The sequence below is a fragment of the Candidatus Zixiibacteriota bacterium genome (assembly GCA_040752595.1).
Lineage (GTDB): Bacteria > Zixibacteria > MSB-5A5 > WJJR01 > WJJR01 > JACQFV01.
Map to the genome: position 1 here is coordinate 1 of JBFMGX010000046.1, position 12,445 is coordinate 12,445.

Below are 12,445 nucleotides of genomic sequence, written 5' to 3' on the forward strand. Positions count from 1 at the left end.
GAGGAAGCGGTGCAGGTCGCCGGTCTGGGCGCGTACGTCCATGATCGGATAGGCGACCAGTTGACCGGGTCCGTGATACGTGATCCCGCCGCCGCGTTCGACGGGGACAATCGCGATTCCGTCCGACGGTTTCAGACCGCTCACATCCGTGCCGCGCCCGCAGGTGTACACGTGCGGGTGTTCAACGAGGAAGATGGTGTCGTCGATGCGGCCGGCCAGACGGTCGGCGAGCGCGGCCAGTTGGCGTTCGTGGGCCTCAGGGTACGGGAGAAGACCCCAGTCGATGACATTCGGGATCCGTGAGTGTCGTCCTGTAGGGGCGTGATTCATCACGCCCGCCGGCAGCCGGGCGCCATGAATGGCGCCCCCACGGTCCACGCGCGGCGACGCGACATCAGCCGATGGTGAGCAAGAGCTCGTAGGGGTCCTCCAGACGTTCGCAGAGGCGACGGAGGAACTGCACGGCGACATGGCCGTCGATCAGGCGATGATCGAACGAGAGCGTCACGTACATCATGTCGCGGATGACAATCTGGCCGTCGCGCACAACAGGACGCTTCTGGACCTTGTGCATCCCCAGAATGGCGACCTCCGGCTGGTTGATCACCGGGGTGGAGGCCAGGGCGCCATACATGCCGGCATTGGTGAGCGTGAACGTCGAGCCGGTGACCTCATCGGGAACCAGTTGCTCGCGCCGGGCGCGCTCGGAGAGGTCGGCGATTTCGCGGGCGATCTGGATGATCGATTTCTGGTCGGCGAAGCGGACCACGGGGACGATCAATCCCTCGTCGCGGGCCACGGCGACGCCGATGTGATAGTATTTCCGATAGAGAATCTCATTGTCCCGGATGGAGGCGTTGACCGCCGGGAACTCCTTCAGTGCGGCGACCGCCGATTTGACGAAAAACGGCATGTAGGTGACATTGGCGCCGGCCAGATGATTCCAGTTCTCCTTGCGCGCCTCACGGGCCGAGACCAGCAGGGTGAGGTCGATCTCATCCATCGTCATCACATGGGCGGAAGTCTGCTTGCTCTTGATCATGTGGTCGGCGATCAGCTTGCGAACTCCGGCGAGGGACTGGCGCTCGATCGTCTCCTCGCCGCGGGCGGCGGGAACGGTCGGCACCAATCGGGGTTTCTCGGTCGTTGGTCTTGGAGCGGACGGCGCTGTCTGACGGGCGCGCACGTAGTTCAAGACATCTTCCTTTGTGACGCGTCCACCGGCGCCGCTGGCCGGAATGTCCTCCAGCCGCAGGTTGTGTTCGCGGAGCAGGCGGCGTACCACCGGCGAGGAGCGTCGCGCGGAATCACCATCCCCCGAGTCGTCGGCGACAACCGGTGCGGCGGCGGCCGCTGCGACCGGGCGCGATGCCGTGACCCCATAGCCACTCGGAAGCGATTCCCCGGCGCCGAGAATGACACCGATCTCGGTGCCGATCGAGACGACCGTTCCTTCCGGGACGAGAATCTTGCCCAAGGTTCCCTTCTCAATGGCCGGGATTTCGACGTTGACCTTGTCGGTCATGATCTCGACGACGGTTTCATCCTTGAAGATCGGTTCACCTTCGGCCTTGAGCCAGCGGCCGACGGTTCCTTCGACCACGCTTTCGCCCATCTGGGGCACAACGATCGGGTATGGCATGCCGGGTTCCTTTGTGTCCCACGGCTTACGCCGTGGGCTATCATCCGTCGCCCCTTCGGGGCTTAGTATGCGGCCAACTGCCGACAGCGAGCGGCGATCTTGGCCGCGTCGGGCATGAAGAACTTCTCCATCGGCGGTGCGAAGGGAACCGGGGGGACATCGGGCGCCGCGAGACGCGCGACGGGGGCATCGAGATCATCGAACGCTTCCTCCATGATCGTCGCGGCGATCTCGCCGCCGACACCGCCGGTCTTGGGCGATTCGTGCACGATCAACGCCTTGCCGGTCTTGCGCACCGAAGACAGGACCATTTCTCTGTCCCATGGCAACAGCGTGCGCAGGTCGATCACTTCCAGCTCGATTCCCTCACGGGAGAGGATATCGGCCGCCTCGAGGGCGCGATGCACCATCAATTGATAGCAGACGATCGTGATCGTCCTCCCCTGACGCTTGATGTCGGCGTTTCCCAAAGGCACCGTGTAATCATCCTCGGGTATCTCCCCGCGCACCCAACGGTAGAGCCGCTTGTGCTCCAGGTAAACGACCGGATCGTCACCGCGAATCGCTGCCTTCAGCAGACCTTTGGCATCATACGGCGTTGCGGGGGCGACGACGACCAGTCCCGCGGTGCCGAAGAACCACTGTTCATTGGTCTGCGAATGATAGAGGCCGCCGCCGACCTCGCCGCCGCAGCAGATGCGCAGCACCATCGGGCAGGTCCAACCACCGCCCGAGCGGTAGCGCAGCTTGGCCATCTGCTGGACGATTGGATCGAATGAGCACGAGGCGAAGTCGGAGAACTGGATTTCCGGTACGGGACGCATGCCGACCGCGGCGGCGCCGACGGCCGCCCCGACGATCAGTTCCTCGGAGATCGGCGTGTCGAGAACGCGCAGCGGGCCGAACTCGGGCTGTAGTCCCTTGGTTGCTTTGAAGACGCCGCCATAGAGACCGACATCCTCCCCCATCACGAACACGCGCTCATCGCGGCGCATCTCCTCTGCCAGTGCTTCGGTGATCGCTTCGATGTAAGAGACAGTCTTCATCGGATGCCCCGGGCGCCGCTGCCGGCATCCCTGGTTGGGAAGGTCTCTGCCGGGGAGAATGAATAGACGTCGTTGAGCGCTTCTTCCGGCGGCGCGAACGGGGATGATTCGGCCTGTTGAATCGCTTCTTCGATCTCGGCGTCGACACGGGCGATCAACGCCTCGCGTTCGGCTCGGGTCATGATCCCCTCCGAGTCCAGATGCTGCTCGAAGCGGGCCACCGGGTCGCGCGCCGTCCAGTATTCGACTTCCTGCGCGTCGCGGTAATTGGCCGGATCGATTTCCGAATGCCCGTACCAGCGATAGGTCAGGCATTCGATCAGAGTTGGGCCCTTCCCGGCACGGGCGCGGACGATGGCCTCGCGGGCCGTCGTATGGGTCAGCAGAAGGTCGTTGCCGTCTACGGTCACGCCGGGGAAGCCATACGCCTTGGCGCGATCGGAGAATCTCTCGATCCTGCTGGTCAGATGCGCCGGGACCGACTCGGCCCAGAGGTTGTTTTCGCAAATGAAGACGATCGGCAGATCGTGCACGCCGGCGAAGTTGAGCGCTTCGTGGAACGCGCCGCGCGCGGTGGCCCCCTCGCCGAAGAAGTTCAGGACCACGTGCGGCTCGCGGCGCATCTTGAATGCCAGCGCCATCCCCGTGCCGACCACGGTCTGCGCCGCGACGGTCGAGGCGGGCGTGAACAGATTGACCGCCGGATAACCGAAGTGACAGGGGTGCGAATGCCCTTTGTCGGGCGAATCGGCGCGGGCATAGATCTGGCGGAGGATTGCCACCAGCGGCATCCCCTTGGTGATCGCCGCGCCGATCTCGCGATGCGAGGTCGTGATCACATCGCGCATGGTCAGGCCATAGGTGGGACCGACCGTGGTGGCCTCCTGGCCGACCGCGGAGAAATAGGTGCCGGGGAACCGGCCCTGTTTGAACAGCCGTCGGCAGCGCTCGTCGAAACGGCGGGTCTTGACCAGGGCGTAATACAGGTTTCGCTGGTCATCGACCGGGACGGCCGGGGTCGCGGTGGGTGCGGGAGCAATCTTCATAGCCGTATCGACGGGTGTTCAAGGCCCGTAGATCGAATCTACACAAACCTTATCAATTATGTTCCGCGGGTCGCCAAGTCAAGGCGATTCGGGCCGAATCGTCGTCGGGTTGGCGTCGTGCCGTAAGCATTGCTTTTGCCGATTGAGCCGCTATCTTACCGGCCCGACGCAGATGAGGGAGGCCGCCATGACCGATCAGATTGAGCAAATCAAGCGGGAGATCGCCGAGCTCGAACGGCAGATTGCCGCCCATCCTTTTGAGAGTCTCTTCGACAAGAAGCGGGCCGACCAACTCTATCACCGTCTCAAGAAGAAACGCAAGGAGCTCGAACGTGCCGAGAGCGGCGCGGATGCCGATGTCGGCGCCTCGTTGCCGTTGTTTGAGGCGACCCCGGCGGGACAGGCCGATGCGTCTGTCGCTCCCGCACGTGTCATGCCGGAAGAGGTTGCCCCCCCGGCACGACACGAATCCGAGAAACAGATTGAACCAACGCCAAAAGCGAAGCCGAAGCCCAAGGTGCCGGTCAAGTCCGCCGCATCGAAGACCAAGGCAAAGGCCAAGGTCGGCGGAGCGGCCAAGGCCAGAGCAAAACCCAAGACCAAGAGTACCGGCGCGGCCAAGAAGAAGAACCTCAAGCCGGGCGCGGTCCGGTCGGGTGCGGGCAAGAAGCGCGGACGATAGCGTCTCCGGCGAGCGGAACGGTCTTTGGTTGCGGGCAACCCGATATCGGGTCTTTGCCCGAAGCCCTTCACCCTACCCTCTCCCCAGAGGGGAAAGGGGAAGTCTAACAGGTTGCTGAAAGACCCAAGAAATGCGGACCTGTCCGACCATTGTCATCCCGAGTCCGCCTTTGGCGGACGAGGGATCTGCTGTTTTCCCTATGAAGGGAAAGCGGATTCCTCGCCCCGCCAAAGAGCGGCGGGGCTCAGAATGACATGGATTGACCTTTCTTTACATGTCACCTGCTAACCTCCCGCCCGGGAAAGGTCGATCGGCCGCAGGCGATCAGGTGAGGGAATCTCCCGCTTGGCTCATTGTGTTAGAAGCCTCCATTCCGTGACAGTGGTGCCAGGCCGACGCGGTTGACTCGGCTCCCGCCCGGATGTTTCTTGTGTGTCTGTGGTCGTCGCAAGGCGGCCGGTGACAGAGTGGTTCTCTCTGGGGGATCGTCCAACGGCAGGACACGTGGCTCTGGACCACGGTATCGGGGTTCGAATCCCTGTCCCCCAGCCAATCGTTCGCGCAACGCCTCAATGAACGAATGATCCGACGCCAGTGCATTGGTGAACAAGGGGCTTAAGCCCCTTGTTTGCCGGCTGATAGGGCCAGAGAGTGGGTTGCGAAGCCGATCGTCGTGTTCCTGTCATCCCGTGATGAATGAATACGTCCGTTGGGTGACCGCGAATCCGGTGCTGTCGGCGGCGGTACAGTTCGCTATCCTGGGGATGATCGGCGAGATTGTCTCGCACAGCCTTCTCCAGCGCCGCGTCGGTCTTCCCTGCCACCGGTGGCGGATCGCCGCGAAGGTTGTCGGTTGGGCTGTCTTGGGGGTTTTCGTCAAGTACGGTTTCGTGGGGATGAAGGGGTTCACGCGGGCGCTGATTGACCATCGTCTGCTGCCGGAGTCGATGGGCACTGGGATCGGTTGGGCGTTCGCGGTTTCGGCGATCATGAACATCCTATTCGGGCCGCACGTGATGATCGTCCACCGTCTCACGGACAACCTGATCATGGGCCGCCGGGATTTCCGGGGGATGGCCGGGGCGCTGCGAACACTTATGTGGTTCTGGATTCCCGCGCATACGCTTACGTTCTTGGCGCCGACGGAATTCCAGATCGGCCTGGCCGCCGCGTGGTCGGTCGTACTCGGGCTGATCATGGGGTTCTCGCGACGGCCGGAACACAGGCGATCGCAAGTTGTTGTATAATGGGTATCGTATCTCCATGAGGCAACGAGACCACCGTCGTTTTGTTCTCCCCGGCCTGCTGTTGGCGGCACTCGCCGTTCTGCTCTTGCTCGCGGACGGCGTCCATGTGCACACCGATCATGGCAGTTTCCCTTGCTGGTTGTGCCAGGCGGGGTCCGGGTTGGTGGCCCTTGCCTTTGGTTTGACGGTCGGCGGCTTCCTCTGGGTCTTGCTGGGGCGTTTCGTTCTTGCCCATTCCCGCCTCCCGGAGCTCGATTCCACGTTCTGCCGGGGTCCCCGATCCCCGCCGCTCTAATTCCCCCGATTCACGGCCGACAGCACGACCGACCGGCACCGCCGGGCGGTTGTCGTTTCCCTTTCAACCACGGGGGTTTCAGAGTATGAGAACATCGATTCTTCAGCGGATTGTGCGCCGCGCCGTGCCGCTTGTGGCCACACTGGCGACGGCATATCTCCTGTTGCCGGTCGTGGCGCGCGGGCAGACGACGCTCAACCCCGACATCTCATTGATCGGTGACGTGCGCTCGTTCTGGCACAATGACACCACGCGGTCCGATCGCAAAGCGCTGAATCTCGGACTGCACGAGGCGGAGTTGGCCGTGCAGGGGTATCTCAACCCCTACGCGCGCGCCGACGCGTTCTTTGCCTGGCATGAGGGCGCGGGAGCGGAGGTCGAAGAACTGTACGTGACCTTCGTTCGCGGGCTGCCGCTGGGCCTGTCGGTGAAGGCCGGTCAGCACCTGCTCGACTTCGGACGAGTCAATCCGCTGCATCCGCACGCCTACTCGTTCATCGAGCGGTCGTTGGCGCACCTGGAGTTCTTCGGTGAGGAGGGACTCCGTGATGTCGGCGTGCAGGCGTCGCTCCCCCTGCCCACCGGCGATGTGGCCACGACGATCGCCGCGGAGTTGCTCAAAGGGGGTTTCCTGACACCGCACACCCACTCTGACGTGGAGACGGGCGACGGTGAGGCGGAGGCCCACGTAGGTGGAATCGCACACGAGGCGGAGGAGGAAACCGTGCCCAACAAGCGTGGTTTCGCCGGGCGATGGGATTCCTTCTTCGCTCTCGGCGATTACACGTCGTTGAACCTGGGCGCAAGCGCGGTCACCGGAATACCCGCAGAGGGACAACGGCGCTGGTTGATTGGTAGCGACCTGAAGCTGCGCTGGAAGCCCGACCGCTACCGCTCGTTCACGGCGGTCGTCGAGTGGATTATAAACCGGGCTCCCGTTCATGTGCACGACGAGGAGGAATCCGCCGCCCGCCATGCGCAGGCCCTGCACGAGGAGAACGCTGCCCACCTGACCCGCCACGGCACTTTCGCGTATGCCGACTATCAATTCCGACAGCGATACAACATCGGCGCGGTGGGCGACTGGACACAGACGCTGCATGACGCCGAGGGAGAGCTCTGGCGTCTGGGCGCCTTCGGCGGTTTTGCGCCGGTCGAGGAAACGTCATTGCTGCGACTCCTTGTCGCCTATCAACGCGACGTCGAGTCGGCGACGGGATACTGGTCGGCGATGATGCAACTGATCTTCTCACTGGGGCCGCACAGGCCGCATGCATTTTAGGAGGACACGATGAGACGACAATGGACCGGGATCATCGGCGCGGCGTTGGCTCTCATGTGGCTCGGCACGGCCCCGGCGGCGGACAAGCTCCGCGTCGTGGCTTCGACCGCCGATCTGGCCTACTTCGCCCGGCAGATCGGCGGCGATCTGGCCACGGTGGACGCGATTGCGGAGGGGAATCGCGATCTTCACTACATTGAGGTACTGCCGAGCTACATGCTCAAGCTGCGGAAGGCGGACATCTACCTGATCGTGGGACTGGAACTCGACCAGTGGTCGGCGCCGCTGATCGACGGCTCGCGCAACACGAAGCTGCGCGTCATCGACTGCTCCCAGCACATCGTGCCTCTGGAAGTGCCGAAGTTCAAGGCCGATGCGCGGTACGGCGATTTGCACCGGTTCGGGAATCCACACTACTGGGTCGATCCCGACAATGTTCCGGGAATCTGCCGGTCGATCACGGAGGCCTTCGTCGCCGCCGACCCGGAACACGCGGCCGCCTATGAGACGGCGCGCGATGCGTACCTCGCCCGGCTGGAGACCAAGAAGAAGGAATGGGACGCCCTGAAACCGGAGATGGCGAAGGTGCGGTTCATCTCCTATCACAACACGTGGCCGTACTTCAATCAGTACTTCGGTTGCCAGACTGCGGGATTTGTCGAGGAGTTCGCCGGGGTGGCACCGTCGCCGTCGCATCTAGCCCGCATGGTCGATCGCATCAAGACGGAGAAGATACCGATCGTGGCCTATGAGCCGTTCCATGACCGCCGCGTCCCCGCAATGCTGGCTCAGAAGACCGGGTGTCGCGCCATCGAGCTGGGTTCTTCGGTGGGTGGGGAGCCGGGAACGGGGACCTATGAGGCGCTGATTGACCACATTGTGCACGCTCTCTTGGAGGCAAACAAGGGGTCATAAATGAGTGAGGCTCTGTCCATCATGCTCTGGCCGATTCTGGCGTGCATTGTGCTCACCGGGATTCATGTCTACTTCGGCGCGCATGTCATCCGGCGCGGGGTGATCTTCGTCGACCTGTCGCTGGCACAGGTGGCGGCCTTCGGTTCGACCGTGGGTTTCTTGGTGGGACTCGACTTGGAATCGGTCGGCGCCTATTTCATCAGTCTGGCATTTGCTCTTTTGGGTGCTTTCATCTTCGCGTTGGCGCGGAAGCGCGAAAGCGAGATCCCGCAAGAGGCGATCATCGGAATCGTCTATGCCGTTGCCACCGCCGCCGCCGTCCTGGCGGTGGCGCGGCAACCGGAGGGGGCGGAACACATCAAGGCGATTCTGGTCGGGTCGGTGCTGACAGTGACTCCGCCGGCGGTCGGCAAGACCGCCGCCCTGTATGCCATTATCGGCTTGTTGCATTGGCGTTGGCGGCGGCCGATATGGCGGATCACCACCGATCCCGAGGGGGCGGGCCGTGACGGTCTCTCGGTCCGCCTCTGGGATTTTCTGTTCTATGGAACCTTTGCGTTCGTGGTCACTTCGTCGGTGCAGATCGTCGGTGTGCTGTTGGTCTTTGCGCTGTTGGTTGTGCCGGGGGCGGCGGCGATTCTCGCCGGATATCGAGGCGCCTCAACGCGACTGGTGTTCGGTTGGATCTTCGGCGTCGTGATCTGCGTCGGCGGGATGCTGATTTCGTTTCTGGCCAACTGGCCGCCGGGGGCGACGATTGTGACGTTGTTCGGGGCGGCGTTGGTCCTGACCGGTCTGGTCACGCGGCGGGGTGCCAGCGGCTGACCCGACCCTGTCTATAACGGGTGGCGGTGAAGCCGGGCCAAGCGTTTTTCGCTTGACATGTTTATGGGCATATGCTCATAATGCGGTCGGGGAGAGGCGCAGACGATGCCCAGGCCACAATGTCGCCGACGAATCGGGTGTTCCCCGGGAGCCAGGTACTTCAAGCCGAGAGGCGTCCCGCTGAACGCTCTGGCTGAAGTCCTGATGACGTTGGACGAGCTCGAGGCCATGCGTCTGGCCGACGCGGATGGACTCTACCACGAGGAGGCGGCGACACGGATGGGCGTGTCGCGCCAGACCTTCGGGCGGATCATCGAGTCCGCGCGCCGGAAAGCCGCCGATACCCTGTGTCACGGCAAAGCCCTTCGGATCGAAGGAGGTGAAATCGAGATGGTGGCCGGACGACTTTTCCGTTGCAATGCTTGCGGACACGAGTGGGAAGTGCCGTATGGAACAGCGCGCCCGTCGGCCTGCCCGCAGTGCCAGTCGGTGAATATCCAACGTTCGCCGAAGGACCAGGGGCATGGCCGGCGGCACGGCCAGGGTCAGCGGGGACGCGCCCGCTGCGGCCAGAGAACCCGTTGAGAGGGTACTCGGGGCGGGGATCCGGCATCCCGTGTTGTGAATGAAGCCGGCAGGGTTGTGCTCGCCGTTCACGGCGGTTGCGGCCGTCGGGGGCACAGCATTCGGGAGAAGGGAGAAATCGTGAAAGTCGCAGTGGCGTCCGACGACGGGCAGACGGTAGCGTCCCATCTGGGGAAGGTGCGCGGGTTCGTGATCTGCCGCGTGGAGAACGGGTACATCATCGACCGTGAATATCGCATCAACTCCTTCACCGGGCATGCGCGTGCGGCGGCCGGCATGGCCCGTGCCGCCAACCGGCACGGGCCGATCCTGGAGGCCCTCGCCGATTGCGCCGTGGTCGTGTCCGGAGGGATGGGGCAGAGGATCCGTGATGATCTGGCCCAAAGCGGGATCGATGTGATCGTGACCGACGAAGGAAATGTCGACGAGGCGGTCCATCGTCTGATCATCGGCGCCTTGGCGGACAGGACAGGGCCCGGTTGCGATCATCATTACGGTGAAGGGGACAAGTGCGGCACATGAGACGGACACGGGCACGTGTTGCCGCCGGCGGTCGGGTCGCATCGAAAGTCATCGACCCCGCGGCGTCCGCCGGCGCCACGGAGTCGCTGGCCGCCGTTGTGCACCCCTACTGTGTCGCCTGCAGCTCCGCCAACGCCCGCAGTCTGGGGTTGCGCTATGTCCGCACCGGGCCTCAGGCGGTCGAGGCCACCTTCGATTGCGGGAGGGACCTTGAGGGATATCCGTGTGTCGTGCATGGAGGCATCGTGGCGCTGATTGTGGACAGCGCCATGACCAACTGCCTGTTCGCTTGCGGTCACATCGCGATGACGGCGGAATTGACCATCCGATACCATGCGCCCATTCGTACCGGGTACACTGCGATCGTGCGTGCCATGATCAAGGAGTCGACGACGCGCCTTCATATTGTGGAGGGGACAATCACACAGGAGGACGAATCGAAAGTAACTGCTACCGGCAAGTTCCTGACCGGTGGTCAGTGATCACGGCGCGACGACATCCCCTGCCGAACGGGAGCGGCGATCGTCGTTCGCGACCGGGGCAGGAGGAGGGCCAGCGGAGGAGACGATGGAAGTCAGGGCTGTCGGCATCATTCACTCACCGTTTCAGGAGATATCAGGGACTCCGATTCAACCGACCTACGCCGGAGACACGGAAGGCGTCGTTGAGGTGTTCCCCGAATTCGAAAGTGCGCTTTCCGATCTGATTGGGTACGAGCGCATCTGGCTGCTTTACTGGTTTGACCGCGCTGGCCCGATGCGCCTGCATGTGGTTCCGTTCCGGGACACGACGGAGCGTGGTCTGTTCTCGACACGTGCCCCCTGCCGTCCCAATCCGATCGGGCTCTCGTGCGTGCGGCTCCTTTCTGTGGCGGACTGTTTCGTACGTGTGGCCGGGATCGACGTGCTGGACAAGACACCATTACTCGACATTAAGCCGTACATCCCCGATTTCGACGGATATCCGGAGTGCCGCGCTGGTTGGCATGCGGCATCGGCGAGCGCACGCAAGCAAGCGGATGATCGGTTCCGTCCCTGATGTCCGGGTCTTCTGGTCGTCTGATGGTGCGACAGCAGAAGCGTCTGGTGACGACGTCGCCCCGACTACAACCTCGAGGGGCGGTCGTGGGGCGATCCTGGTAATCACCCTGTCAATCTGCGCCTCGGCGACAGGATGGGCGCGGTCCATTGCCACAGCCTTGGGAACGGCAACCGGTACGGGTGTAACTCTTCCATACCTCATCCCGTATTGTCGGGGCGCGTGAAAGGGGGACGCCAACGGAGGACCTGTCATGCCATTCGTCCACAAGATGAAACGAGCCATCTCCCGAGCAGTGGTCGGGACAGCCCTGGTCTTTACGTCGGCATCGGCCCAGGATCGGGTCATTGACCTGAGATTCAGCGTGCCGCCCGCATCGGACTCGGAGATTCCACGAACACTGCAGAGTGTGGTGAAGGTGCAGGGCACCGGCGGGCTCTATCGGGACGGCCTCTATCTGATGAGTCACTTCGGCGATCGTGAGGAGATCTTTCGACGCGAGAACCATAGGGCAATTGACAATCGCTGGAGGGAGGACACGTGGCGCTATTGCAGCATATTCTCCGCCGCCGCCGGCAGCTCCACGATCATGGGCAGGAACTGGGACAATCAAAACATGGGCTCGATCATCGTCAGTGTCTATCACCCCCCGAGAGGATACTCCTCAATATCCTTCGGCAGGGCCATTGATGTCGGTTTCTCGCTAAACACGGACTTGGAGCAGCTCAAGTCGAGCGGGCTGGGCAAGAAGCTGCTCTTGGCGCCATTCTACGCAACCGACGGGATCAATGAACGTGGTCTGGCCGTCGCGGTCACCGGTGTGAGGGAAACGACCCATAAGACCGGGAACAACTCACAGCTGATATTCGTCACATTCTTGGTACGCAAGCTGCTCGATCAGACGAGGAGCGTCGATGAGGCTGTGAACCTGGTACAGCAATACATCCTCTTTGATCTCGACCAGAACTCCCTGAACACCCACTTCTTCGTTGCTGATTCATCGGGGCGGTCGGTCATTCTGGAGTATGCTGATGATCGATGGAGAGAAACGTACGGAGACAAGCCCTGGCAGGCGCTGACCAATCAGTCCATATACAATGCGTCGGACACAGACTCAAGAGGAAGATGCCGGCGTTACCGAAGCACGAAGTGACTCACATTAAAGGTAACCCAAGCGGGCTTGGTTGCGGGGTGCGGAGGAATCGATGCCTCATGTTTCATGTCACCGAAGGGAGCATGGGACATGGGTATTGGTGCCCGCCAGGAATACCTGGCCGCGATCCGCGAGCGCTATCGGAACGCCAGCCGTCAGGCCAAGTC

At 62.7% G+C, this 12,445-nt stretch carries 15 protein-coding genes and 1 tRNA gene; 12 read left to right on the forward strand and 4 right to left on the reverse strand.

The genetic code is table 11. The features are described from left to right. From AB1792_10800 to AB1792_10815, 4 genes are all read right to left on the reverse strand, one after another. A partial coding sequence (locus AB1792_10800; protein ID MEW5702702.1) for a hypothetical protein occupies positions 1-330 on the reverse strand: 330 nt, incomplete at its 3' end. Positions 331-394: 64 nt separating this feature from the next. Beyond that, the gene (gene sucB / locus AB1792_10805) at positions 395-1,642 is read right to left on the reverse strand and encodes a dihydrolipoyllysine-residue succinyltransferase (GenBank protein MEW5702703.1); all 1,248 of its coding nucleotides are present in this window, start codon (positions 1,640-1,642) and stop codon (positions 395-397) included. A gap of 62 nt (positions 1,643-1,704) precedes the next feature. Further along, entirely contained in the window at positions 1,705-2,688 is a 984-nt protein-coding gene (locus AB1792_10810) for an alpha-ketoacid dehydrogenase subunit beta (protein ID MEW5702704.1), read from the reverse strand. Then, on the reverse strand, positions 2,685-3,734 hold the full coding sequence (locus AB1792_10815) for a thiamine pyrophosphate-dependent dehydrogenase E1 component subunit alpha (GenBank protein MEW5702705.1): 1,050 nt from the start codon (positions 3,732-3,734) through the stop codon (positions 2,685-2,687). Before AB1792_10815 ends, AB1792_10810 begins: the two co-directional genes overlap by 4 nt. A gap of 187 nt (positions 3,735-3,921) precedes the next feature. On the opposite strand from AB1792_10815, the gene AB1792_10820 reads away from it, so the two are divergent. From AB1792_10820 to AB1792_10875, 12 genes are all read left to right on the forward strand, one after another. Further along, positions 3,922-4,416 carry a hypothetical protein gene (locus AB1792_10820; GenBank protein ID MEW5702706.1) on the forward strand — a complete coding sequence of 165 codons (495 nt, stop codon included), beginning with the start codon at positions 3,922-3,924 and terminating at the stop codon, positions 4,414-4,416. A 478-nt stretch (positions 4,417-4,894) separates the two neighbouring features. Then, positions 4,895-4,968: transfer RNA gene (locus AB1792_10825), tRNA-Gln, on the forward strand. Positions 4,969-5,108: 140 nt separating this feature from the next. Continuing rightward, entirely contained in the window at positions 5,109-5,663 is a 555-nt protein-coding gene (locus AB1792_10830; protein ID MEW5702707.1) for a hypothetical protein, read from the forward strand. Positions 5,664-5,679: 16 nt separating this feature from the next. Next, positions 5,680-5,958 carry a hypothetical protein gene (locus AB1792_10835; protein MEW5702708.1) on the forward strand — a complete coding sequence of 93 codons (279 nt, stop codon included), beginning with the start codon at positions 5,680-5,682 and terminating at the stop codon, positions 5,956-5,958. An 85-nt stretch (positions 5,959-6,043) separates the two neighbouring features. Beyond that, positions 6,044-7,240 carry a hypothetical protein gene (locus AB1792_10840; protein ID MEW5702709.1) on the forward strand — a complete coding sequence of 399 codons (1,197 nt, stop codon included), beginning with the start codon at positions 6,044-6,046 and terminating at the stop codon, positions 7,238-7,240. Between the two features lie 9 nt (positions 7,241-7,249). Then, a complete protein-coding gene (locus AB1792_10845) occupies positions 7,250-8,155 on the forward strand; it encodes a metal ABC transporter substrate-binding protein (GenBank protein ID MEW5702710.1) in 906 nt (301 codons plus the stop codon). Continuing rightward, the gene (locus AB1792_10850) at positions 8,156-8,980 is read left to right on the forward strand and encodes a metal ABC transporter permease (protein MEW5702711.1); all 825 of its coding nucleotides are present in this window, start codon (positions 8,156-8,158) and stop codon (positions 8,978-8,980) included. Between the two features lie 105 nt (positions 8,981-9,085). Next, on the forward strand, positions 9,086-9,565 hold the full coding sequence (locus AB1792_10855; protein MEW5702712.1) for a DUF134 domain-containing protein: 480 nt from the start codon (positions 9,086-9,088) through the stop codon (positions 9,563-9,565). Positions 9,566-9,685: 120 nt separating this feature from the next. Continuing rightward, the gene (locus AB1792_10860; protein MEW5702713.1) at positions 9,686-10,087 is read left to right on the forward strand and encodes a NifB/NifX family molybdenum-iron cluster-binding protein; all 402 of its coding nucleotides are present in this window, start codon (positions 9,686-9,688) and stop codon (positions 10,085-10,087) included. Beyond that, positions 10,084-10,569 carry a PaaI family thioesterase gene (locus AB1792_10865; GenBank protein MEW5702714.1) on the forward strand — a complete coding sequence of 162 codons (486 nt, stop codon included), beginning with the start codon at positions 10,084-10,086 and terminating at the stop codon, positions 10,567-10,569. Before AB1792_10860 ends, AB1792_10865 begins: the two co-directional genes overlap by 4 nt. 85 nt (positions 10,570-10,654) lie before the next feature. After that, entirely contained in the window at positions 10,655-11,125 is a 471-nt protein-coding gene (gene tsaA, locus AB1792_10870; GenBank protein ID MEW5702715.1) for a tRNA (N6-threonylcarbamoyladenosine(37)-N6)-methyltransferase TrmO, read from the forward strand. Between the two features lie 412 nt (positions 11,126-11,537). Then, positions 11,538-12,278 carry a linear amide C-N hydrolase gene (locus AB1792_10875; protein ID MEW5702716.1) on the forward strand — a complete coding sequence of 247 codons (741 nt, stop codon included), beginning with the start codon at positions 11,538-11,540 and terminating at the stop codon, positions 12,276-12,278. The last annotated feature ends 167 nt before the right edge of the window (positions 12,279-12,445 follow it).

Excerpts from the sequence above, each read along its gene's own strand:
- sucB (MEW5702703.1), bottom strand. The coding sequence starts at position 1,642 with ATGCCATACCCGATCGTTGTGCCCCAGATGGGCGAAAGCGTGGTCGAA.
- AB1792_10810 (MEW5702704.1), bottom strand. The coding sequence starts at position 2,688 with ATGAAGACTGTCTCTTACATCGAAGCGATCACCGAAGCACTGGCAGAG.
- AB1792_10815 (MEW5702705.1), bottom strand. The coding sequence starts at position 3,734 with ATGAAGATTGCTCCCGCACCCACCGCGACCCCGGCCGTCCCGGTCGAT.
- AB1792_10820 (MEW5702706.1), top strand. The coding sequence starts at position 3,922 with ATGACCGATCAGATTGAGCAAATCAAGCGGGAGATCGCCGAGCTCGAA.
- AB1792_10830 (MEW5702707.1), top strand. The coding sequence starts at position 5,109 with ATGAATGAATACGTCCGTTGGGTGACCGCGAATCCGGTGCTGTCGGCG.
- AB1792_10835 (MEW5702708.1), top strand. The coding sequence starts at position 5,680 with ATGAGGCAACGAGACCACCGTCGTTTTGTTCTCCCCGGCCTGCTGTTG.
- AB1792_10840 (MEW5702709.1), top strand. The coding sequence starts at position 6,044 with ATGAGAACATCGATTCTTCAGCGGATTGTGCGCCGCGCCGTGCCGCTT.
- AB1792_10845 (MEW5702710.1), top strand. The coding sequence starts at position 7,250 with ATGAGACGACAATGGACCGGGATCATCGGCGCGGCGTTGGCTCTCATG.
- AB1792_10850 (MEW5702711.1), top strand. The coding sequence starts at position 8,156 with ATGAGTGAGGCTCTGTCCATCATGCTCTGGCCGATTCTGGCGTGCATT.
- AB1792_10855 (MEW5702712.1), top strand. The coding sequence starts at position 9,086 with ATGCCCAGGCCACAATGTCGCCGACGAATCGGGTGTTCCCCGGGAGCC.
- AB1792_10865 (MEW5702714.1), top strand. The coding sequence starts at position 10,084 with ATGAGACGGACACGGGCACGTGTTGCCGCCGGCGGTCGGGTCGCATCG.
- tsaA (MEW5702715.1), top strand. The coding sequence starts at position 10,655 with ATGGAAGTCAGGGCTGTCGGCATCATTCACTCACCGTTTCAGGAGATA.